This window comes from Streptomyces kronopolitis, from assembly GCF_050953795.1.
Taxonomy (GTDB): domain Bacteria; phylum Actinomycetota; class Actinomycetes; order Streptomycetales; family Streptomycetaceae; genus Streptomyces; species Streptomyces kronopolitis_A.
Window position 1 is genome coordinate 4,377,072 of sequence record NZ_CP191850.1, and the last position, 21,627, is coordinate 4,398,698.

The following is a 21,627-nucleotide window of genomic DNA, read 5'->3' on the forward strand; positions in this document are numbered from 1 at the left end:
TCGACTGACGACACCATGGGGCGAATGTCAAACTAGGCCCTATGGATGAATCCGATCTGCCACTTTATGAGTCTCTTGGAAAAAGGCTGTCGTGGGGAGTCGTAGATAGGTCCGTCAGCAGCGGCGCAATCGACATTTCGGAAATGACTGACGAGGAGGTGGTGAGCGCTGCCCTGTTCGGCTTCCTCAACGACACTGAGCCCGTCGATTCGGCGAACGAACGAGACAGCGATCCGTCCGACAGCGAAGTCCTCGTGGTAACCGACCACTCTGACGGCCTACTCCGCAAGGCGAACGAGGCCGTAGGTTCCGAGGAATACTGGTTCGCGATCCTATTCTACGCCACATGGATCGAGCATTGGATAAACAATATCTTGATCAGCCTGAGTTGCCGGTCCAACGTGCCAGCAGGAGTAGCGGTAGCCCTGGTCCGCAGTTGCGGCTTCAACCTGAAGATGAAGGACGTGTGGACGTCACTGGGCGCGGAGCCACTTGAGAAAGAAATCATGCGCACCATGGCCGAACTCATGGAACTAAGAAATGGATTTGTGCACTACAAGTGGCAAGCCCGAATAAGCTCAGAGAAAGAGCGCCAGGATCAGCGAGTGAAAGAGGTAGCCCTCGAAGGGCAAAAGCTCATCAAGATCCTTGAGGAGATCGAGGATCAAGTCCTTTTCCTTGGGCGCCGCAAGTCGCTTCGAGCTCAACTCGGTCTCTCCGAATGAGCTACCTGGGCAGCAGTCTGGCGTCACCCTCCATGCTGCCTCCAGTCTGACCACCCCGGGGCCGCCAATCAACTGATCCGCATCCAGGCCGTGCCACTCTCGTGCCAGAACGGACGGGGGCTCAAGGAGACTCGGGGCTCGCCGGGGCCTGAGTCAACTGGCGTCCGCCCAAGGCAGGCATCCACTGGTCACGTCCGCGATCGCCCTACCTCGCTCCTAAAAGTGTCCGAGCATTCTGTTAGTTCCTCTTAGGCAGCCGCTTTGGGGCGAGCCTCTAAGATCACGGCCCCAACGTCGTGCTTTAACGGGCAGGTCCACAGACTGCCAGACTCGCCGGAAGCTTAAGGGGCCATGATCGCTCGCCCCAAAGCAGCTCCGGTCCAAAGGCGTTCCACCGCCCTCTGAGGCAGATCTTGCTCAAAGAGCTGGGAGAGGGGCGCTGGCGCAGCGAAGTCATCGTCTGAGGGCGCCCAGCAGCACTTACGTCCATCCTGTGTCAGTCAGCCTTGGCTACTGCATTTCCCGTCCCGCCACGTCACAGACTTGCGCCCAGATTTCCGCGACAGAGACCGCGGTTAGTGGAACGGTTTCGGTGTAGCCCACGTAGCCCAGTCCATTGTCCAGGACGTAAGGGAATCCTGCGCGACGCCAAGATCGCACGATCACGCTCTCAACAGCACGAGCCTGAGCGCCGATCTCAAACCGCATTGTCTCGACGCTGAGCCATCCGTTCCGGCGGTGGTCAGCGAGCCGCATGTTCTTGGGGCTGTCTTCGCATATTCCAATCTTGGCTGCTACAAGTCGAGGCGAAACAACTAGATACAGAACCGCCGGTTTATCTGGTTTGAAGCCATTGTCCGCGCAAGCTCCGCACGGTCCACATTGAAACCTGCTATTGAGGACGGGCGAGCAGAAGTGTCCCTTCGCGATACAGCGCCCTGGCCATTTCGTGGCATCGTTCCTGTATGGCAGTTTTGGGTCGGGAATATAGCCCCACTCTTTCGCGATCTGACGGGCGCGCTCTTCAGGGTGCCGCCTCTTGCCGCCGCAGTTCTCGCAGCCACCCTGCTGGCCGTTCTTGACGTTGTCGAGCCTGGGGCCAGGGTCGCAGACCTCCCAACAACGAAGACACCAGGAACGGGTGGCAGTTCTGGAGCCGGTAACTTCGAACATGGGTAGAACCCGCCCCAGCTTGATCATCTCGGCTCTACGTTGATGGGCACGCTCCCCTCTGCGGCAGTGTATGCAGGCGACTTTGCCCTCCTTCGCCAACGCCCGGACGGAGCTTAGGTAGGTTGGGAACGGGGTGGCGTTTCCCTCGCAGCGCGGCTTGAGGCATCTCACGAGGAGGGGGATTGATGTTCTACCGGGGTACGGCTGCACAGGCTCGACGCCGGAAGCGCGCAGCTCGAGTAAGGCACCACCGTGGTTCGTCTTGGGATGTTTCATGCCGTCAGCATCCCGCGAGTCACTGACATCGCCGATATGGATCGACTGGCGTGCTGTGGACCATCCATGGACAGGGAATCGCCGAGAGCGCCCTCGCGGGCCTATGACCTGGGGAAGTATCCAGCGCTGAACGGCTCTTCGGAGCCGTGTGCGTGTCGAGCACTTCCAAACTGGGGCTCTCCCGCCAACAGACTTGGAAAGCGTGATGGCGGTGCAGAACTCAGCAGGCGTCTGATGGTGGCGGGCCCGGTTGGGTTTGCCGGACGCCGGTGCACGCCACCAGGGTGCTGCCGTCCTGGTCGAGGAACAGCATGAAGATCCACGCCCCATCGGTGGCCCGGATCTGACTCAGCCGGACCGGCCCGCCGTAGCGGTTGAGGTGTTGCACGGCCTGCTCAAGGCCGGACGTCTCGATGCCCTTCTGGAGGGTGTGTCTGAGCCGGCGCCCATAAACTCCGGCGAGTGACTGGGCAGGCGTCGTGCCATCCCAGACAACATAAGAAGCGCCGGAGCGGAGAGCAGCCAGAGCGGCCGCCGAGGTCTCGTCGTCACCTCTCAGCAACTGTTCGAGTCGTTCCCGTCGCACGCTCTCACCCCCGGCCCCGATCGTGCTGTACAGCAACGAAGTACAGCAACCCCAGCAAGCGCCAGCGCCCAGCACCGGTCGCCATGCTCCTCCCCGCAGCCTGTATGACCCCCAATGACCGATCTCTCCAGAGCTACGGATCAGAAGGTTGCAGGTTCGAATCCTGCCGAGCGCACAGCAAGCCAGAGGCCCCGTTCGATATCGAACGGGGCCTCTGGTGTTTCTCTTGACGGCAGTAAGCGACGGCAACTGCCTCTGAGCGCTGGTCGGGGTGGACCAGGTGGGCACCCGGATGCCGGCCGGGTCGGCGTCATTGTCCGGGTGTTGCGGCCATCCCTCAGTGCGTCCCTCGTGCGGTCGAGTCCGTAGGGCGGGGTGGGGTGGGGCATATGTGGACAAGGGGGATGAGGGGAGGGGGGGTGGGTCGGGGAGGCGATTAGGTGTTGGGGTGGGTGTCGCGTAGAGTTTGGGTTACCGACGCGGGGTGGAGCAGCTCGGTAGCTCGCTGGGCTCATAACCCAGAGGTCGCAGGTTCAAATCCTGTCCCCGCTACTGATAGCCGCAGGCCCAGTGGATTCACTTCCACTGGGCCTGCGGCTTTTGTGCGTGTGGTTCAGGGGTGGGCCGGTGGGGGTGGGGCTGTGTAGTGGGCGGCCGGGCCGGGGGGTCGGGTCGGGGTGGGGTGGAGAAGGAGGTCGTCGTCGTAGTCGGGGCCGTTTTGGTGGCGGAAGGGCAGCGGGGGCGTGGTGGGGAGCGTGCGGAGGCGTTCGCGCAGGCGGGTGGCGGCGGTGGCGTAGGTGGTGGGGGTGGTGCGGTCCGCGCCGGGGATGAGGAGGGGCGGGACGACGGAGATCCCGGTGTACCAGAGGGTGCCGTGCTGGAGGGGGAAGAGGAGGTCGTTGAGGTCGCCGTTGACGCCGCGGGGGCCGAGGGTGGCGGCGCGGGCGCCGGCGGTGGTGACGACCATGGCGCGCTTGCCGGTGAGTCTGCCGTCGCCGTAGCGGCGGGGGCGGCCGGTGGCCGGGTTGGTGAGGCCGAAGGCGAAGCCCTTGACGAAGACGCGGTCGAACCAGCCCTTGAGGACGGCGGGCATGCCGTACCACCAGAGGGGGAACTGGACGATCAAGGTGTCGGCCCAGGTGAGCTTCTCCTGTTCGGCGCGGATGTCGGGGGCCAAATGGCCGCCCTCGTAGGCGCGTTGGGAGGCCTCGCCGACGAGGAGGCGGTCGGCCGGGTCGTGGGCGTAGTCGGCGGCGTCGACCACCGGGTTCCACTTCATGGCGTACAGGTCGGAGACGCGGTGCTGGTGGCCGTGCGCGTCGAGGGTGCGCAGGCCCTCGGTCATGAGGGAGCCGCTCAGTGAGCGCCGGTCGGGGTGGGCGAACAGCCAGAGGACCTTCATGTCTTCCACTCTCCGGGGGTGTGGAGGGGCAAACGAGTGGCCCGATGGCCATGGTGTGTCAGGATCGGGCCATGGGTGTGGAGGAGAGCGGCGGGCGGCGGCACCGGGTGGTGGTGCTGGTGCGGGACGGGATGCTGCCCATGGAGGTGGGCATCGTGCACCGGATCTTCGGGGAGGCCCGGTCGGCCGACGGGGAGCCGCTCTATGAGCTGATGACGTGTGCACTGCGGGCCGGGGAGGTGCTGACGGACACGGATTTCACGGTCCGCGTCGCCCATGGGCCGGAGGCGCTGGCGACGGCCGACACCGTGGTCGTACCGGCGTCCGGGGCGGACTACGACGGGAGCGAGGGGTGCGGGGCCGGGCGGCTGAGTGCGGAGCTGGCCGGTGCGCTGGGCCGGATCCGGCCGGGGACGCGGGTCGCGTCGATCTGTACGGGGGCGTTCGTGCTGGCCGCGGCCGGGCTGCTGGACGGGCGGCGGGCGACCACGCACTGGGCCTCGGTGGACGACTTCCGCCGACTGTTCCCCTCGGTCGAGCTGGATGCGGACGTGCTGTACACCGACTGCGGCGAGGTGCTGACGGCGGCCGGTGTCGCCTCCGGGACCGATCTGTGTCTGCACATGGTCCGGTGTGATCACGGGGCGGCGGTGGCCAACGACGTGGCGCGGCGGACGGTCGTGCCGCCGCACCGGGAGGGCGGCCAGGCGCAGTACATCCGGCGGCCGGTGCCGGAGCCGCAGCTGTCCTCCACGGGGGCGGCGCGGGCCTGGGCGCTGGAGCATCTGGACCGGCCGCTGAGTCTGCGGGAGCTGGCGGCGCGCGAGTCGATGAGCGTACGGACCTTCACCCGGCGCTTCCGGGAGGAGACCGGGATCTCGCCGCTCCAGTGGCTGACCCGGCAACGCGTCGAGCGGGCACGGCAGTTGCTGGAGGAGACCGAGCTGACCGTGGACCGGATCGCGGCCGAGGCCGGCTTCGGGACGGCGGCCTCGCTGCGGCAGCATCTGCAGGCGGCGGTGGGGGTCTCGCCGCGGGCCTACCGGTGCACCTTCCGGGGACCCGGAAGCGAGGGCGGGCAGGGCCCCGGCGCACCGTGAGCGCGGGCGGCGTTGTCAGTGGGTGGTCGTACGCTGGCAGTGTGTGGCGATGTACGGGACCGCGCTGGTCGGGCGGTGGGCCGGAGCCGGCGGGGCGTTTCGCGCAGCGGCTCGGCTGGTACTGCGCGGAGCGCGCGGAGACGCGGACGAGCTTGCTCCCCGCGGGCAGGACGCTGGCGTTCACGGCGGTGGGGGAACGGCGCTGTCCGGGGGTGTGGCGGGCCGGCCGCTGGATCGTGTGCCCGTATCGCGCGGTGCTCGACGGGGTGAGCGCCAGGGACCAGTGCGCGCGCTGCGCCCAGCTGGACCGGTCGCGTTCGGTGGCGGCGGACACGATGGCCGACGACCCGCGTCCGTACGGCGTCTACCTCGCGTACTTCGGGCCCGGCCTGTTGAAGGTGGGGATCACGGCGGCCGAGCGGGGAGCGGCCCGGCTGGTGGAGCAGGGCGCGGTGGCGTACGCCTGGTTGGGGCGGGGGCCGCTGATGGCGGCGCGGCGGGCGGAGGCGGTGCTGGGGAGCGCGCTGGCGGTGCCCGACAGGTTCACGAAGGCGGCGAAGCGGGCGGCGCGCGGGGCGCTGCCACCGGTGGCGGACCGGGCGGCCGAGCTGGCCCACCTGCACGGCAGGGCGCGGGAGCCGGCGCTCTGGCCGGAGACGCTGGAGCCGGTGGAGTTCGCGTGCACGGACCATTCGCAGTTGTTCGGGCTCGACCGGATTCCGGGTGAGGTGGCGGAGCTGGGCGGGATGACGGCGGGGGCGGACGTGGTGGGGGAGGTGCTGGCCGGGGTGGGGTCCGATGTGTATCTGCGGCTGGCGGGCGAGCACGGGGCGGGAGCGCGTGAGGGGGAGGGGGCCGGTAGGGGCGGTGGGACCGGTGGGCTGATTGCGGTGATGGACGCGCGGGTGTTGTCGGGGTGGGTGCTGGGGGCGGCCGCGGGCCCGGTGACGACCGTGCCGGTGTCGGAGCCGGCGAGGGGGCGGGCCGGGGCGAAGGGGGCCGGGGAGCGGGAGGGCGGTGGGCAGGAGGGGTTGTTCTGAGCCGGCGGAGGGGGTTGTTCCGGGGTGGGCGGGGGCGTTGGATGCTGTGTGCGGGTAGCTGGTGCGGGATGTGGTGGGCGAGTCGCCGTGGGGAGCCGTGGCGGGCGGGCCCGTAGGGGCGAGACGTAAGGGGAGGGGCCCGGCGTGGCGGACGGGGATGAGCGGGTCGGCGCGTTCTGGCGGGAGTTGGGGCTGCCGGGGCTGATCGATGTGCACACGCACTTCATGCCCGAGCGGGTGATGGCGAAGGTCTGGGCGTACTTCGACGCCGCCGGGCCGCTGGTGGGCCGGGCATGGCCGATCGCCTACCGGTTCGAGGAGGACGAGCGGCTGGCGGTGCTGCGCGGATTCGGGGTGCGGGCGTTCACCTCGATGATCTACCCGCACAAACCGGGAATGGCGCAGTGGCTCAACGGCTGGGCGGCCGATTTCGCCGCCCGGACGCCCGACTGCCTGCGCACCGCGACGTTCTTCCCGGAGGAGGGCGCCGGCCGCTATCTGGAGGCCGAACTCGCGAGCGGGGCGCGGGTCTTCAAGGCGCATGTGCAGGTGGGCGGGTACGACCCGGCCGATGCGCGGCTCGCACCGGTGTGGGGTGCGCTCGCGGAGGCCGGAGCGCCGGTGGTCATCCACTGCGGCTCGGGGCCGGCGCCCGGCAAGCACACCGGGCCCGAGCCGATCGCGCGGCTGCTGGCGCGGCATCCCCGGCTGCGGTTGATCATCGCCCACATGGGGATGCCGGAGTACACCGACTTCCTGGACCTCGCACAGCGCTATCCGGGGGTGCACCTCGATACGACGATGGCCTTCACCGACTTCTCCGAGCGGACCGCGCCGTTCCCACGACAGGAGCGCGGCCGGCTGAGGGACCTCGGTGAGCGGGTGCTGTTCGGCAGCGACTTCCCCAACATCCCCTACGGGTACGCGCATGCGCTGGAGGCGCTGACCCGGCTGGAGCTGGGCGAGGAGTGGCTGCGCGGGGTCTGTTACGGGAATGCGGCGCGGCTGTTCGGGGTGTGAGCCGGACGGCGCGGACGGCGCGGACTGTGCGGACGGTGCCGTGAGGGGCGGCGGGGAGCGGGGAGGCCGGCCGGGCTCCGGGGTGTTCGGCCGGCTTCCCGGACGGCGTCAGGGTGCCGGTGGGGTGGCGGCGGCCGCGGCCAGGTGCGTCAGGGCCGTGCGCAGGTCGGCGAGGGTGTCCTCGTCCGTCAGGCGGGCGGTGGCGGGGTCGGTCTTCGGGCCGATGGCGGGGATCTCGCGGCAGGCCGCCGTCACGACCGTGCCGGTCATCATGCGCAGGGTCTCGCGGAGTTGGGCGTTGGCGTGGTCGCCGCCGGCGGGGGACGGGGAGGCGGTGAGCACCGCGACCGGCTTGTGGACGCACTCACCGCTGCTGACCAGCCAGTCGAGCGCGTTCTTGAGGACACCGGGGACGCCGTGCGCGTACTCGGGGCTGACGAGGAGCAGGGCGTCGGCGGCGGCGACCCCGGTGCGCAGGGCGGCGACGGGCGCGGGAGGTGTGTCGCCCTCGCCGTCCAGGTCCGGGTTGAAGTGCGGGAGCGCGCCGATGTCCGCGAGGGCGGTCGGGCCGTCCCAGAGGGCGAGGGCGGAGCGCAGCACAGCGCCGTTGGAGGAGCGTTCCCGCAGACTGCCGGAGAGGGCGAGGAGTCTCATGGGGTGACGGTACGCGGCACGCGGCGTGGGGCGCGGGGACGGGGCCCAGTTGGGCGGCGGGGGCACCCGGCGGGAGGTGAACGTGCTGGTCAGGCCGATTGTCAGTGGCCGGTGCGATGCTGTGCAGGTGGTGATCGGCCTGGACCGCGCGGGGGGCGGCCCAGGCCGGTCGGGAACGCGTACGGCCGGGGCGGGGCGGTACGGGGCAGTGTGCGGGCAGGGGTGGGGCGGGGCGGGGGCGGGCCCCCGGGGGAGGGGGAAGCGGAGCACGGGGGATTCTCAGGAAATTCACAGAAAGGCGCAAGGAAGCTCTCACGGCGGCCTCTCAAGCTCACCGACATGACCGTGACTTCGTCCTCCTCAGCGTCGTTCCGTACGTCGGCTTCGGCCTCGTCCTCCAGGGGGGCGCCCGCGAAGCAGCCGGAGCTGTTGCGGGCCGACGGCAGTCCCGTACGGGTCCTGGTCGTGGACGACGAGTCCTCGCTGGCCGATCTGCTGTCGCTCGCGCTGCGCTACGAGGGCTGGGACATCCGCGCGGAGGGGGACGGCGCGGGCGCGCTGCGCTGCGCCCGTAGTTGGCGGCCGGACGCGGTCCTGCTCGATGTGATGCTGCCCGACATGAACGGGCTGACGGTGCTCGGCCGGCTGCGGCGGGAACTGCCGGACGTCCCGGTGCTGTTCCTGACCGCCAAGGACGCGGTCGAGGACCGGATCGCCGGGCTGACGGCGGGCGGCGACGACTACGTCACCAAGCCGTTCAGCCTGGAGGAGGTCGTGGCCCGGCTGCGCGGACTGCTGCGCCGGGCGGGCGCGGCCGCCGCGCGGAGCGAGTCGCGGCTGACGGTGGGCGATCTGGTGCTCGACGAGGACAGCCACGAGGTGTGGCGGGACGGTCAGGAGATCCATCTGACGGCCACCGAGTTCGAGCTGCTGCGCTATCTGATGCGCAATCCGCGGCGGGTGCTGAGCAAGACGCAGATCCTCGACCGGGTCTGGAGCTATGACTTCGGCGGCCAGGCCAACGTCGTGGAGCTCTACATCTCGTACCTGCGGCGGAAGATCGACGTGGGGCGGGCGCCGATGATTCACACCCGCCGGGGTGCGGGCTATCTGATCAAGCCCGGTGAGTGACGGAGCGACCCGGCGGCCGGCCGGGTGGCCGGCCGGGCGGTCGGTGAGCGAGCCGAGCGAGCCGTACACGCCGGATGGCCGGGCCGAACCGGCCGTCCCGGCCGACCACTCCGTCCCGGCCGACCACTCCGTCCCGGCTGACCACTCCGTCCCGGCCGACCACCCCACCCCGCCCGACCGAACCGGCCACCCCGCCCCCGGCAAGCCCCCGACACCCGCGACGCCCCCGACACTCCCCGCACCCCCGGCCTCCCCGCCCCCCGCCGCGTCGCGCCGTCGCTGGTCGCTGCGGACCCGGCTGGTCGTGTCGGCGGTGGTCATGATCGCCGTGGTGGGCGCCGTCATCGGGACGGTGACGACCATCGCCCTGCACTCCTATCTGCAGGGGCAGCTGGACGGGCAGGTCCAGGAATCCGTGCGGCGGGCGGAGGATCCGCGGCCGCACGATCCGCTGCGCAAGGAGGGCAACGGCCTGGACTTCGTGGCCATGGGGGGCCAGCCGCTGGGGACCGTGGGGGCACGGATCGGGCCCGACGGCACCGTCCAGGACGGGGCGAAGCTGAGCAACTCCAACCAGCGGCTGCCCGAGGACCGGCTGGCGCGGCTGAACGGGGACCAGCTCGCCGCGCTGGACGCGGTGCCGCGGGACGGCAGGCCGCACACCACCGAGGTGCCCGGCCTCGGTGACTACCGGGTGCAGACCGGCAAGAACGGCACGCTGATGCTCGGCCTGCCGCTGCGCTACGTCCAGGGCACGGTCGGCAGGCTCGTCCTCATCGAGGGGTGTGTGACGCTCGCCGGGCTGATCGCGGCCGGGATCGCCGGGTCCGCGATGGTCGGCATCGCGCTGCGGCCGCTGCGCAGGGTCGCCGCCACCGCCACCCGCGTCTCCGAACTCCCGCTGCACCGCGGCGAGGTGGCGCTGCACGTACGGGTGCCGGCGTCCGAGTCGGACGGGCGGACGGAGGTGGGGCAGGTCGGCGCGGCGCTGAACCGGATGCTGGGACACGTCGGTTCGGCGCTCTCGGCCCGCCAGGAGAGCGAGACGCGGGTGCGGCGCTTCGTCGCCGACGCCAGCCATGAGCTGCGCACACCGCTCGCGTCGATCCGCGGCTATGCCGAGCTGACCCGGCGCGGACGCGAGCAGCCCGGGCCGGAGACCCGGCACGCGCTGGGGCGGATCGAGTCGGAGGCGGAGCGGATGACGGGGCTGGTGGAGGACCTGTTGCTGCTCGCCCGGCTCGACTCCGGCCGGCCGCTGTCGTGTGCGCGCACCGATCTGTCGCCGCTGGTGGTGGACGCGGTGAGCGACGCGCGGGTGGCCGGGCCCGGTCACCGGTGGCGGCTGGAGCTGCCGGACGAGCCGGCGCTGGTGTGCGGCGACGGCGAGCGGCTGCACCAGGTCCTGGTGAATCTGCTGGCCAACGCCCGTACCCACACGCCGGAGGGCACCACGGTGACCGCACGGGTGGTGGCGGCGGGCCGGGGCGGTCCGGTGCGGCTGGCGGTGCAGGACGACGGACCCGGCATTCCGGCCGGGCTGCTGCCGCACGTCTTCGAGCGCTTCGCGCGCGGCGACGCCTCGCGCTCGCGGATCGCCGGGAGCACGGGGCTCGGCCTCGCCATCGTGCAGGCGGTGGTCGCCGCGCACGGCGGCACGGTCGGGGTGGACAGCGTGCCGGGACGGACCGTCTTCACGGTGACCCTGCCGTCGGACGCGTCGGACGCGTCGGACGCATCGGCCGTGACCCGGACCGCGCCCGCTCGGGCGCCCGCACTCCCGCCCGCGCCCCCGAGCGCACCCACCGTCCCCCACTCATAGCCCAGGCACAGGTTCACCACACGGGCATGACAGCGGAGTTGGCGAGTGTCGTCTGCATGACGACGACACAGCCGCCCGGCCCGCAGCTGGGTTCCCTGCCGCCCCGTGAGCATCTGCGCCTCGGCCAGATCGCGACCGTGCTGGACGTGGTGATCCCCGTCCACAACGAGGAGCGGGACCTCGCACCCTGTGTGCGGCGCCTCCACGAGCACCTCGTCCGCACCTTCCCGTACACCTTCCGGATCACCATCGCCGACAACGCGAGCACGGACCGTACGCCGGATGTCGCCGCGCGGCTCGACGACGCGATCGACGAGGTCACGGCGGTGCGACTGGAGCAGAAGGGGCGCGGGCGGGCGCTGCGCACCGTGTGGTCGCTGTCCGAGGCGCCGGTGCTGGCCTACATGGACGTCGACCTGTCCACCGACCTCAACGCGCTGCTGCCGCTGGTGGCGCCGCTGATCTCCGGGCACTCGGACCTGGCGATCGGCACCCGGCTCAACCGGGGCGCCCGCGTCGTGCGTGGGCCGAAGCGGGAATTCATCTCACGCGCCTACAACCTGATCCTGCGCGGCTCGCTCGCCGCCCGGTTCTCCGACGCGCAGTGCGGGTTCAAGGCCATCCGGGGCGAGGTGGCCGCGCGGCTGCTGCCGATGGTCGAGGACACCGGCTGGTTCTTCGACACCGAGCTGCTGGTGCTCGCGGAGCGGGCCGGGCTGCGGATCCACGAGGTGCCGGTGGACTGGATCGACGATCCCGACAGCACCGTGCACCTCGTGCGGACGGCCGCCGACGACCTCAAGGGCGTGTGGCGGGTGGGGCGGGCGCTGGCGACCGGTGCGCTGCCGCTGGACCGGCTGGCCCGCCCGTTCGGGGACGATCCGCGCGACCGTGAACTGTCCGGGGTGCCCGGCGGACTGGCCCGCCAGCTCGTCGGCTTCTGCGTCGTCGGCGGGCTGAGCACCCTGCTCTACCTCGGCCTGTACTCCCTCTTCCGGCTCGGCGTGGGGCCGCAGCCGGCCAACGCGGCGGCCCTGCTGGTCTCGGCGCTCGGCAACACCGCCGCCAACCGGCGGCTGACCTTCGGCGTACGGGGCCGGGACCGGGCGGTCCGCCACCAGGCCCAGGGGCTGGTGGTCTTCGCCATCGGACTCGTGTTGACCAGCGGTTCCCTCGCCGCCCTCGACGCCGCCAGCGGCACCCCCTCGCACGGCACCGAACTCGCGGTGCTGGTGTCCGCCAATCTCGCGGCGACCGTGCTGCGGTTCCTGCTCTTCCGCGCCTGGGTCTTCCCGGACCGTGAACGCGCGGACGAGACCGCCGCGGCGCAGCTGCCCGTTCCGCACGACCGTGACGACCTCTTCAGGAGCGCTCGATGACCCCGCACCCGTCCGGTACGCCGGCCCGGCCGCCGTATCCGACCCCGACGCCACCGCAGGGGGCGCCGCCGGCTTCCGGGGAGCCGTCCGCGGCGCCGCACCCGGTGGCCGACCCCCGCTGGGCGCGCCCCGCGCTGGCGGCACTGCTGCTGGTCACGCTGGTGCTCTACCTCTGGAGCCTGTCCTCCTCCGGCTACGCCAACCAGTTCTACTCGGCCGCCGTGCAGGCCGGCAGCGAGAGCTGGAAGGCCTTCTTCTTCGGCTCCTCGGACGCGGCCAACGCCATCACCGTCGACAAGCCGCCGGCCGCGCTGTGGCCGATGGCGCTGTCGGTACGGCTCTTCGGGCTCGGCTCGTGGGCGATCCTGGTGCCCGAGGCGCTGATGGGCGTGGCCACCGTCGGGGTGCTGTACGCGGCCGTGCGGCGGCGGTTCGGGGCGGGCGCCGGGCTGCTCGCGGGCGCGGCGCTGGCGGTGACGCCGGTCGCGGCGCTGATGTTCCGGTTCAACAACCCCGACGCGCTGCTGTGCCTGCTGATGGTCTGCGCCGTCGCCGCGGTGCTGCGCGGCCTGGCCGACGGCCGTACGAGGTGGCTGGTGCTGGCCGGGGTCTGCTTCGGCCTGGGATTCCTCACCAAGACGCTCCAGGCGTGGCTGATCCTGCCGGCGCTGGCCGTGGTGTACGCCTGCTGCGCGCCGGTGACGCTGCGCCGCCGGCTGGGCCAACTGCTGCTCGCCGGGCTGGCGATGGTGGTGTCCGCCGGCTGGTGGGTGGCGATCGTCGAGCTGTGGCCGGCGTCCTCGCGCCCGTACATCGGCGGCTCGCAGCACAACAGCTTCCTGGAGCTGACCTTCGGCTACAACGGCTTCGGGCGGATCAGCGGCAACGAGACCGGCAGCGTCGGCGGGGGTGGCCGCGGCGGTGGCGGCGGTGGCGGCTGGGGGCAGACCGGGATCACCCGGCTGTTCTCGTCCGACATGGGCGGGCAGATCTCGTGGCTGCTGCCCGCGGCGCTGATCCTGCTGGTGGCGGCGGTGTGCGTGCTGTGGCGGGCGCGGCGCGCGGTGGCCGCCGAACAGGCCGCGCAGCGTGCGGAGTTCCTCGTGTGGGGCGGCGCCCTGCTGATGACCTTCACGATCTTCAGCTTCATGTCCGGGATCTTCCACCAGTACTACAACATCGCGCTGGCCCCGTATATCGCGGCGCTGGTCGGGATGGGCGCGGCGCTGCTGTGGCGGCGCGGCGGGCGGCTCGCCGCCGGTGTGCTGGCCGGGACGGTCGTGGTGACCGCCGGCTGGTCGTTCGTGCTGCTGGACCGCTCGCCGACGTGGTTGCCGTGGCTGCGCTGGACGGTGCTGGTGCTCGGTCTGCTCGCGGCGGCCGCTCTGCCGGCGGCGGCGCGTCCGGGGGCGCCGCTGTGGCGGGCCGCACCGGACGGCGCTGCGGACGGGGACGGGGCCGGTACGCCGCGGACCGCCGCGGGCCGGCGGGTCGCGGTGCTCGCGGCCGGGCTCGCGGTGGCCACGGCGCTGGCCGGGCCGGTGGCGTACACCCTCGATACGGTCAACACCCCCAAGAACGGGTCGATCGTCACGGCCGGGCCCTCGGTGCGCGGTGCGATGGGCGGGCCCGGCGGCTTCCCGGGCGGCGGCCGGGGCCGGATGTGGCGCGGCCACAACGGCGGGATGCCGGGCGGTGTCCCGGGCGCGGGCCGGGGCGGGCAGGGCATGCCGCCGGGGGCCGGCGGCACGGTCCGGGGCGGCAAGCAGGGGGCCCGGCAGGGCTTCCCGGGCGGCTTCGGTGAGCGCGGCGGCACGGGCGGCGGCATGGGCGGTCTGCTCAACGGCAGCAAGGTGAGCGACCGGGCGAAGGCGCTGGTGTCGAAGGACGCGGAGCACTACACCTGGGCCGCCGCGGCCATCGGTGCGCAGAACGCCGCGAGCTACCAACTCGCCACCCAGAAGCCGCTGATGTCGATCGGCGGCTTCAACGGGAGCGACCCCTCGCCGACCCTCGCCCAGTTCCAGCGCTACGTCGCGGACGGGAAGATCCACTACTTCATCGCGGGCGGCCGGGACGGACGCGGCGCCGGCGGCGGCAAGGGCGGTCCCGGCACCGGCAAGGGCGGCCCCGGCGGCACGTGGGCCGGGCCCGGCGGCAAGGCCACCACCGGCGGGAAGGGCAACCCCGGCGGCGGGCGGGGCGGTCCCGGCGGTGGCAGCGGCGACTCCGCGAAGATCTCGTCCTGGGTGGAGAAGACCTTCCGGAAGGTCACCGTCGGCGGCGCCACCTTCTACGACCTGACCCGGAAGGCCTAACGGGCGGGGGCGGACGCCGGGCGGTACCCCGGGGCGCGGCGCGCCGTCCCGCCGGCACGACGGAAAAGGAAATGTACGGCGTATAACACTCCCTGTACGGTGTAAGGTGTCCGCCTCGCACCGTACAGGGAGCCCGTATGTCCGCCGTGGCCTCCGACGCCACCACGCTCCAGCCCACCGGCCGGCACGCCGCCCGCTGGGTGATCCTCGCCGTCATCTGCCTCGCGCAGCTCACGGTGGTCCTCGACAACACCGTCCTCAACGTCGCCATCCCCTCCCTGACCGGGGAGCTGAACGCGACCACCGCCGACGTCCAGTGGATGATCAACGCCTACTCGCTGGTCCAGTCCGGTCTGCTGCTCACCGCCGGCAACGCCGCCGACCGCTACGGCCGCAAGAAGATGCTCGCCACCGGCCTGGCGCTGTTCGGCCTCGCCTCGCTGGGCGCGGCCCTCGCCCAGTCGCCCGGCCAGCTCATCGCCGCCCGCGCCGGGATGGGCGTGGGCGGCGCGCTGCTGGTGACCACCACCCTCGCCGTCGTCATGCAGATCTTCGACGACGCCGAGCGGCCCAAGGCCATCGGCATCTGGAGCTCGGTCAACTCCCTCGGCTTCGTCGCCGGGCCGCTGATCGGCGGCGCGCTGCTGGACCACTTCTGGTGGGGCTCGCTCTTCCTGGTCAATCTGCCGGTCGCCGTCATGGCGGTGGTGGCCGTCGTCGCCCTGGTCCCGGAGTCCAGGAGCCCCGGCGGGGAGCGGCCGGACCTGCCGGGCGCCCTGCTGTCCATGATCGGCATGGGCGGGGTGGTCTTCGCGATCATCTCCGGGCCGCAGGCCGGCTGGCTGTCCGGGCGGGTGCTGATCTCCGCCGCCGTCGGGGCCGCCGGGCTCGCGGCCTTCGCCCGGTGGGAACTGCGGGTCCCGTATCCCATGCTGGACATGCACTTCTTCCGCAACCGCCGGTTCATCGGCGCGGTCTCCGGCGGCATCCTCGTCGCCTTCGGAATGGGCGGCTCGCTCTTCCTTCTCACCCAGCACCTCCAACTGGTGCTCGGCTACGGCCCGTTGGACGCGGGGCTGCGGATGGCGCCGCTCGCCGTCACCGTCATCCTGATCAACTTCACCGGTCTCGGCGCCCGACTGATGCCCAGGATCGGCACCCCCGGGATGATCATCGCGGGGATGTCGCTGCTCGCGGCCGGTCTCGCCGCCATAGCGCTGCTCGGCGGGCACAGCTACGGCGGCCTGCTGACCGGCCTGCTCGTCATGGGTGTCGGCGTGGCGCTCGCCATGCCGGCGATGGCCAACGCGATCATGTCCGCGATCCCGCCGGCCAAGGCCGGCGTGGGCGCCGGGGTCAACGGCACGCTGATGGAGTTCGGCCAGGGCCTGGGCGTCGCCGTCCTCGGCGCGGTCCTCAACTCCCGCTTCGTGGCGCTTCTCCCGGTGGTCGCCGCGGGCGCCGGCTCGCTGCCCGCGGCGCTCGACCGGGCCCGTACGGGTGCCGAACGGGCCGCCGTGCAGGACGCCTTCGCCACCGGCATCGGCGTCAGCCAGCTGGCCGGGGCGGCCGCGGTCTTCCTCGGCGGACTGCTCGCCGCGGTGCTGCTGAGCCGGGCCGAGCGCACCGGCACCGGGCAGGCGGCGCCGGGCGCGTCCGCCGGTCCGGAACCGGCCGCCGCCGCGGCGGAATAGCATCGTCCGTGGACATGATCGCGAACGGCCCGTACGGGCGGCGGGCACCGCGCCCCCACGGGCCGTTCCCCGGACGACGCGCAGGAACAGGGAGGGCGCCATGGCGGCGAAGGACGGCCCGGCCGGGAAGCGGCCGAACAGCGTCTGGCTGACCGAACGCCCCCCGCCCCGGCGGAAGACAGAGCAGCCGGCTGGACTCGGCCTGGACAAGATCGTCGCGGCGACGGTCCGGCTGCTGGACGCCGACGGCCTGGCGAAGTTCTCCATGCGCCGGCTCGCCGCCGGCCTCGGCGTCACCGCGATGTCGGTCTACTGGTACGTCGACACCAAGGACGACCTGCTGGAACTCGCCCTGGACCACGTCATGGGCGAGATGCGGCTGCCGGACGAGAGCGACGCCGGCCAGGACTGGCGGGAGCACCTGCGGGCACTGGCCGGCGAGTACCGCGCCCTGCTGACCGGCCACCCGTGGGTCGCCCGGCTGCTGGGGATGTACATCAACGTCGGCCCGCACTCCACGGCCTTCTCCGACGCCAGCATGCGGGTGATGAAGGGCAGCGGGCTGTCGCTGGAGCAGATCGCCGGCGGGCTGTCCGCCGTCTTCCAGTTCGTCTACGGCTTCGCCACCATCGAGGGCCTGTTCAACGCCCGCTGCGCGGAGGCGGGGATGCCCGTCGACGCGTATTTCCGGCAGGTGATGCAGGCGCTCCAGGGCCGCCCGGAGTTCGCCGAGCTGCTGGAGAACTCCACCGAGGTCATGGCGGCCCGCGGCGGCGCCACCATGGAGGAGATGCGCGACCGCGACTTCGCCTTCGCCCTCGATCTGCAGATCGCCGGCATCGAGGCGATGCGCGACCGGCCGTCGCGCTGACGGCCGGGGCCGGGCGGGCCCGGGCCCCGGGGGAGGCCCGGGGCCTCACCCCATCGGCAGGCTCTCGCCCTGCACCGCCTGGATGTCCAGCTCGACCTTGAGCGTCGTGCCGATCGCCGCGATGCCGGCCGCCACCACCTGGTTGTAGTTCATCTTGAACTCCTCGCGGCGCAGCTCCGCGGTCGCGCGGAACGCGGCGCGCACCCCGCCCCACGGGTCGGGTCCGGTGCCCAGGTAGCTCAGTTCGAGGTCCACCGGGCGCACGACGCCGTGCAGCGACAACTCACCGTGCACCGTCCAGCGGTCGGTGCCGGCCGGTGCCAGGCCCGAGCTGCGGTAGGTGAGTTCCGGGTACGTCTCGACGTTCAGGAAGTCCTCGGAGCGCAGATGGCCGTCGCGCATCCCGTTGCCGGTGTCGATGGACGCGGCCTTGATGACCGCCTCGACCCGCGACGTCGCAAGGTCCTCGGCGATCTCGATCCGGCCGCTGAACTCGGTGAACCGGCCGTGCACGCTGGAGATCCCCAGGTGCTGGGCGACCGCGGCCACCGACGAGTGCATCGGGTCGATGGTCCAGGCACCGGGCGGCGGCAGCTCGGCCCCGCCCTGCCGCGCCAGGACGACGGCGCCCACGTCCATCCGGCCGCTCGCCGTCACGATCGCCGTGGAGGCGGCCGGCGCGTAGCCGACGGCCGTCACGATGACCGTGTACGGGCCGGGGGCCAGCGGCTCTGCGCTGCGGACGGCGCCTTCCTCGTCCGCCGCCGCGCGCAGCACCTGCGCGCCCGTCATGTCGGTGACGGTCAGTACGGCGTGCTGGACCGCCCAGCCGTCCCGTGTGCGGATCTGGGCCCGCAGTCCCGCGCCCGTCGAAGTCATTGCCTCTCCCGTTTCTTGCCTGGTGTGGTGACCCGGCCCGCCGCGGCGCCGCGGCGGGCCGGGGGAGTGTCGGGCTCCGGACGGCGGCGTGCAGGCCGTCCCCTGCCTGTGTGCCACGCCGCCGCCGGAGCCCTGGGGGCCGGTCCGGGGCGCGCCTCCGCTCAATGCGCGCCCGGGACCGGGGTCTTGCTCCCGGGGAGGTCCCGGGGGCCGGAGGTCAGTCCCCGGGGTGGGCGAGTGCCACGTCGTACCCGTCGACCCCGCGAGCGTCGACCGCGAGGCCGGTGGCGACCGGGGGGTAGCCGCTCGCGATGACCGTGTAGTCGCCGGCGTCCAGGTCGGTGAAGGCGTACGCGCCGTCCTCCCCGGTCGTCGAGGTGGCCACGACGTTGCCGGCCGCGTCCACCAGCGTCACCCGGGCGTCCGGCAGCGGACGGCGGTCGTCGCCCGCGCGGACGACGCCCTGCACCCGTGCGCCGGACAGCAGCTCGACCTCGATGCGGGTGGTGCCCTGGCCGCCGACCTCGACCGGCAGCGCGGCCGGGCGGTGGTTCGGGGCGTTCACGGCGACGGTGAAGGTCCCCGGCGCCAGCTCGTCGAAGGCGAAGTGGCCCTCGGCGCCGGTCGCTCCGGTGGCCAGCACCTCGCCGCGGACATCGGTGACGACGACCATCGCGCCCTCCACCGGCTGACCGGTGGCCGCGCTGCGGACCTGGCCGCCGAGGCCGCTGGTGCCGCTGAGCAGGATGTCGTAGCCGTGCGGCTGGTCGCCGACGACGACCGTGGAGGCCTGCGGCTGGTGGCCGTCGGCCGCCGCGATCAGCACGTACGAGCCGGCGCCGGGGGCGTTCAGCATGTACGAGCCGTTGGCCTGGGCGACCGCGCGGCCCAGCTGACGCCCGCCGAGCGAGATCAGCGTGACCGCGGACCGCGGCACGGGGTTGCCGTCCGCGTTCCGGACGAAGCCGTGGACCGCGGAGCCGGTGGGGGTGGCGTCACCGCCGCCGGCGGAGGCGTAGGCGGCCAGCGGCCGGGTGGCCGCCGCGGCGGCCGGCTGGGCCCAGGAGGGGACGTGCGCGTCGTCCTCCGGGGCCACCGAGGGGGCACCCACCAGGGCGAGTTCCCGCTCCTCGGCCGGCGCCGGGGCGGCGGCCTGGGCGGGGACGCCGGTGAGGGACGGGGTGGCGGGCGCGGTGGCCGCGGCCTCCTCGCCCTCCGGGCTCTGGTGCAGTCCGCCACGCGTCTTCAACGCGACCTCCTTGATGAACAGGGTGAAGAGGAAGGCGAGCAGCGCACAGGGCGCCGCGTACAGGAACACATCGCCGACCCCATGACCGTAGGCGCTCTCCATGACGGTGCGCAGCGGAGCCGGCAGAGAATCCAGGTCCGGGATGCCGCCGCCGCTGTTGCCGGCGCCGTGCGCGGCGGCCTTGGCGGCCTTGGGGCCGAGGTCGGCCAGGCCGTCCTTGACGTAGTGGGTGACGCGGTTGGCGAGCACCGCACCGAGGGCCGAGACGCCCACCGCACCGCCCAGCGAGCGGAAGAAGGTCACGACGGACGAGGCGGAGCCGAGGTCCTGCGGGGCGACCTGGTTCTGCGTGGCGAGCACCAGGTTCTGCATCATCATGCCGATGCCCAGGCCCATCAGCGCCATGAAGATCGCGATGTGCCAGTACTCGGTGTCGTAGCGGATGGTGCCCAGCAGGCCGAGGCCGGCGGTCAGCAGCACGCCACCGGAGACCAGCCAGGCCTTCCAGCGGCCGGTCTTGGTGATGATCTGGCCCGACACGGTCGACGAGATGAACAGGCCGCCGATCATCGGGATCGTCATGACACCGGACATCGTCGGCGACTTGCCGCGAGCCAGCTGGAAGTACTGGCTGAAGAAGACGGTGCCGGTGAACATCGCGACACCGACGAAGAGCGAGGCCAGCGAGGCCAGGGTGATCGTCTTGTTGCGGAACAGCCGCAACGGGATGATCGGCTCCTTGGCCTTGGTCTCGACGAGGACGAAGACCGCGCCGAGCACGACCGCGCCGCCGACCATCGCGGCGGTCTGCCACGACATCCAGTCGTACTTGTCGCCGGCCAGCGTCACCCACACCAGCAGCAGCGAGACCGCCGCGCTGATGAAGAAGGCGCCCGCCCAGTCGACCTTGACGCCCTCGCGCTTGACGACGGGAAGCTTCAGGGTCTTCTGCAGCACGATCAGCGCGATGATCGCGAACGGCACACCGACGTAGAAGCACCAGCGCCAGCCGAGCCAGCTGGTGTCGGTGATGACGCCGCCGAGCAGCGGGCCGCCGACGGTGGCGACGGCGAAGGTGGCACCGAGGTAGCCGCTGTAACGGCCGCGCTCCCGCGGGGAGATCATCGCGGCCATCACGATCTGGGCCAGGGCGGACAGACCGCCCACGCCTATGCCCTGCACGACCCGGCAGGCGATCAGCATGCCGGTGTTCTGCGACAGACCGGCGACGACCGAGCCCAGGACATAGATGATCAGCGCGAACTGGACCAGCAGCTTCTTGCTGAACAGGTCGGAGAGCTTGCCCCACAGGGGGGTGGTGGCGGTCATCGCCAGCAGCGAGGCGGTGACCACCCACGTGTAGGCGCTCTGTCCGCCGTCGAGGTCATGGATGATCTCGGGCAGCGCGTTGGAGACGATCGTCGACGACAGGATGGCGACGAACATGCCGAGCAGCAGCCCGGACAGCGCCTCCATGATCTGACGGTGAGTCATCGGGGCCCCGTCGGAGGCGTGGTGTCCGCCTCCGTGTCTGGCGTGGCCGCCCCGCACACCGGCCGGTGTGGTCGTAGCCATGTGGTTCCTTTTCATTCCGCGGGTGTACGGGTGGTGTCGTGGTGCGCCCGGGGGCGACAGTCGCCGAAGCTCGTACGGAGCCTGGCGAGCAGTTCGTTGAGACGTCCGACGTCGGCGTCGGACCAGTCGTTCAGATAGCGGGCGAGCGTGGCCGAGTAGCGCGCGGAGAGTTCCTCCAGGAGCTCCCGGCCGCTCGGCGTCAGCCGCAGCAGCCGCGACCGCTTGTCCGCCGGATCGGGCTCCCGCTCGATCCAGCCGCGCTCCGCGACATGGGCCACGTGCCGGCTGGTCACCGACATGTCGATGGCGAGCAGCTCGGCGAGCTGGCTCATCCGCATCTCGCCGTGCCGGTCGAGCAGGGTGAGCACGCCGGCCGAGGCGGGCGGGCAGTCCTGGGGCAGGATCCGGCCCATCTCGCGCTTGACGGCGCCGATGGCGCTGAGTTGCCTGGCCAGCTCCTCGAACTGACGGTGAGCGGCCACCGGCTCCTCCACGATCCTCGTTCGCATTTTGTTGCTTGGGGCAACCATAGGCAAGTTGGTTGCTGAAGGCAAACGATTGGTCCGGGATGAAAGTAAAGGAAGGGGAAAGTCTGTGGCCGCCGACGGTCAACGGGTCCGACGCGTCCCGCAAAGGCGCAGGTCGGAGGCGGTATCGCGAGCCCCGGCCGATACCGGTCGGTAGCGGGACAGCCTCAGACGACCCGCCCGTGACCCCGCCCACACCCCGGCCA

16 protein-coding genes and 1 tRNA gene are annotated in these 21,627 nt (G+C 71.8%); 11 read left to right on the forward strand and 6 right to left on the reverse strand.

Annotated features, from left to right (window positions below; genetic code table 11):
- Positions 1-41 precede the first annotated feature (41 nt).
- Positions 42-725: a hypothetical protein gene (locus ACQP17_RS19305; RefSeq protein WP_433857393.1), complete on the forward strand. Its 684-nt coding sequence runs from the start codon at positions 42-44 to the stop codon at positions 723-725.
- 1,669 nt (positions 726-2,394) lie between these two features.
- Here the strand turns inward: ACQP17_RS19305 and ACQP17_RS19310 are convergent.
- On the reverse strand, positions 2,395-2,760 hold the full coding sequence (locus tag ACQP17_RS19310) for a hypothetical protein (protein ID WP_433857394.1): 366 nt from the start codon (positions 2,758-2,760) through the stop codon (positions 2,395-2,397).
- Between the two features lie 478 nt (positions 2,761-3,238).
- On the opposite strand from ACQP17_RS19310, the gene ACQP17_RS19315 reads away from it, so the two are divergent.
- Positions 3,239-3,312 (forward strand) — tRNA-Met (locus ACQP17_RS19315).
- Between the two features lie 61 nt (positions 3,313-3,373).
- Here the strand turns inward: ACQP17_RS19315 and ACQP17_RS19320 are convergent.
- A complete protein-coding gene (locus ACQP17_RS19320; RefSeq protein ID WP_433857395.1) occupies positions 3,374-4,162 on the reverse strand; it encodes an NAD(P)H-dependent oxidoreductase in 789 nt (262 codons plus the stop codon).
- A gap of 44 nt (positions 4,163-4,206) precedes the next feature.
- Between ACQP17_RS19320 and ACQP17_RS19325 the strand changes: the two genes are divergently transcribed.
- The 3 genes from ACQP17_RS19325 (at position 4,207) to ACQP17_RS19335 (ending at position 7,322) form a co-directional block, all read left to right on the forward strand.
- A complete protein-coding gene (locus ACQP17_RS19325; RefSeq protein WP_433857396.1) occupies positions 4,207-5,262 on the forward strand; it encodes a GlxA family transcriptional regulator in 1,056 nt (351 codons plus the stop codon).
- 41 nt (positions 5,263-5,303) lie between these two features.
- Positions 5,304-6,302, forward strand: coding sequence for a DUF2797 domain-containing protein (locus tag ACQP17_RS19330; protein WP_433857397.1), 999 nt, complete (start codon positions 5,304-5,306; stop codon positions 6,300-6,302).
- Positions 6,303-6,446: 144 nt separating this feature from the next.
- Positions 6,447-7,322, forward strand: coding sequence for an amidohydrolase family protein (locus tag ACQP17_RS19335; protein ID WP_433857398.1), 876 nt, complete (start codon positions 6,447-6,449; stop codon positions 7,320-7,322).
- Positions 7,323-7,430: 108 nt separating this feature from the next.
- On the opposite strand, the gene ACQP17_RS19340 is transcribed toward ACQP17_RS19335, so the two are convergent.
- Complete coding sequence (locus ACQP17_RS19340; RefSeq protein WP_433857399.1) at positions 7,431-7,976, reverse strand: NADPH-dependent FMN reductase; 546 nt, start codon at positions 7,974-7,976, stop codon at positions 7,431-7,433.
- A gap of 429 nt (positions 7,977-8,405) precedes the next feature.
- Here ACQP17_RS19340 and ACQP17_RS19345 point away from each other — a divergent pair, with 429 nt between their 5' ends.
- The 6 genes from ACQP17_RS19345 (at position 8,406) to ACQP17_RS19370 (ending at position 17,191) form a co-directional block, all read left to right on the forward strand.
- On the forward strand, positions 8,406-9,107 hold the full coding sequence (locus ACQP17_RS19345) for a response regulator transcription factor (RefSeq protein ID WP_364873820.1): 702 nt from the start codon (positions 8,406-8,408) through the stop codon (positions 9,105-9,107).
- 319 nt (positions 9,108-9,426) lie between these two features.
- Entirely contained in the window at positions 9,427-10,929 is a 1,503-nt protein-coding gene (locus ACQP17_RS19350) for a sensor histidine kinase (protein WP_433859946.1), read from the forward strand.
- A 56-nt stretch (positions 10,930-10,985) separates the two neighbouring features.
- Entirely contained in the window at positions 10,986-12,308 is a 1,323-nt protein-coding gene (locus ACQP17_RS19355) for a glycosyltransferase (RefSeq protein WP_433857400.1), read from the forward strand.
- Positions 12,305-14,626, forward strand: a complete 2,322-nt coding sequence (locus ACQP17_RS19360) for an ArnT family glycosyltransferase (RefSeq protein ID WP_433857401.1) — start codon at positions 12,305-12,307, stop codon at positions 14,624-14,626. Before ACQP17_RS19355 ends, ACQP17_RS19360 begins: the two co-directional genes overlap by 4 nt.
- Before the next feature lie 137 nt (positions 14,627-14,763).
- Positions 14,764-16,320 (forward strand): MFS transporter, encoded by a 1,557-nt coding sequence (locus ACQP17_RS19365; protein WP_433857402.1) that lies wholly within the window; start codon positions 14,764-14,766, stop codon positions 16,318-16,320.
- 100 nt (positions 16,321-16,420) lie between these two features.
- Positions 16,421-17,191, forward strand: coding sequence for a TetR/AcrR family transcriptional regulator (locus tag ACQP17_RS19370; protein ID WP_433857403.1), 771 nt, complete (start codon positions 16,421-16,423; stop codon positions 17,189-17,191).
- Between the two features lie 45 nt (positions 17,192-17,236).
- Here the strand turns inward: ACQP17_RS19370 and ACQP17_RS19375 are convergent, their stop codons facing one another.
- The 3 genes from ACQP17_RS19375 to ACQP17_RS19385 all read right to left on the reverse strand — a co-directional run bounded on the left by ACQP17_RS19375 (position 17,237) and on the right by ACQP17_RS19385 (position 21,376).
- Positions 17,237-18,070: a YceI family protein gene (locus ACQP17_RS19375; protein WP_433857404.1), complete on the reverse strand. Its 834-nt coding sequence runs from the start codon at positions 18,068-18,070 to the stop codon at positions 17,237-17,239.
- 217 nt (positions 18,071-18,287) lie between these two features.
- On the reverse strand, positions 18,288-20,894 hold the full coding sequence (locus ACQP17_RS19380; RefSeq protein WP_433857405.1) for an MFS transporter: 2,607 nt from the start codon (positions 20,892-20,894) through the stop codon (positions 18,288-18,290).
- 11 nt (positions 20,895-20,905) lie between these two features.
- Positions 20,906-21,376 (reverse strand): MarR family winged helix-turn-helix transcriptional regulator, encoded by a 471-nt coding sequence (locus ACQP17_RS19385; protein WP_364873229.1) that lies wholly within the window; start codon positions 21,374-21,376, stop codon positions 20,906-20,908.
- Between the last annotated feature and the right edge of the window lie 251 nt (positions 21,377-21,627).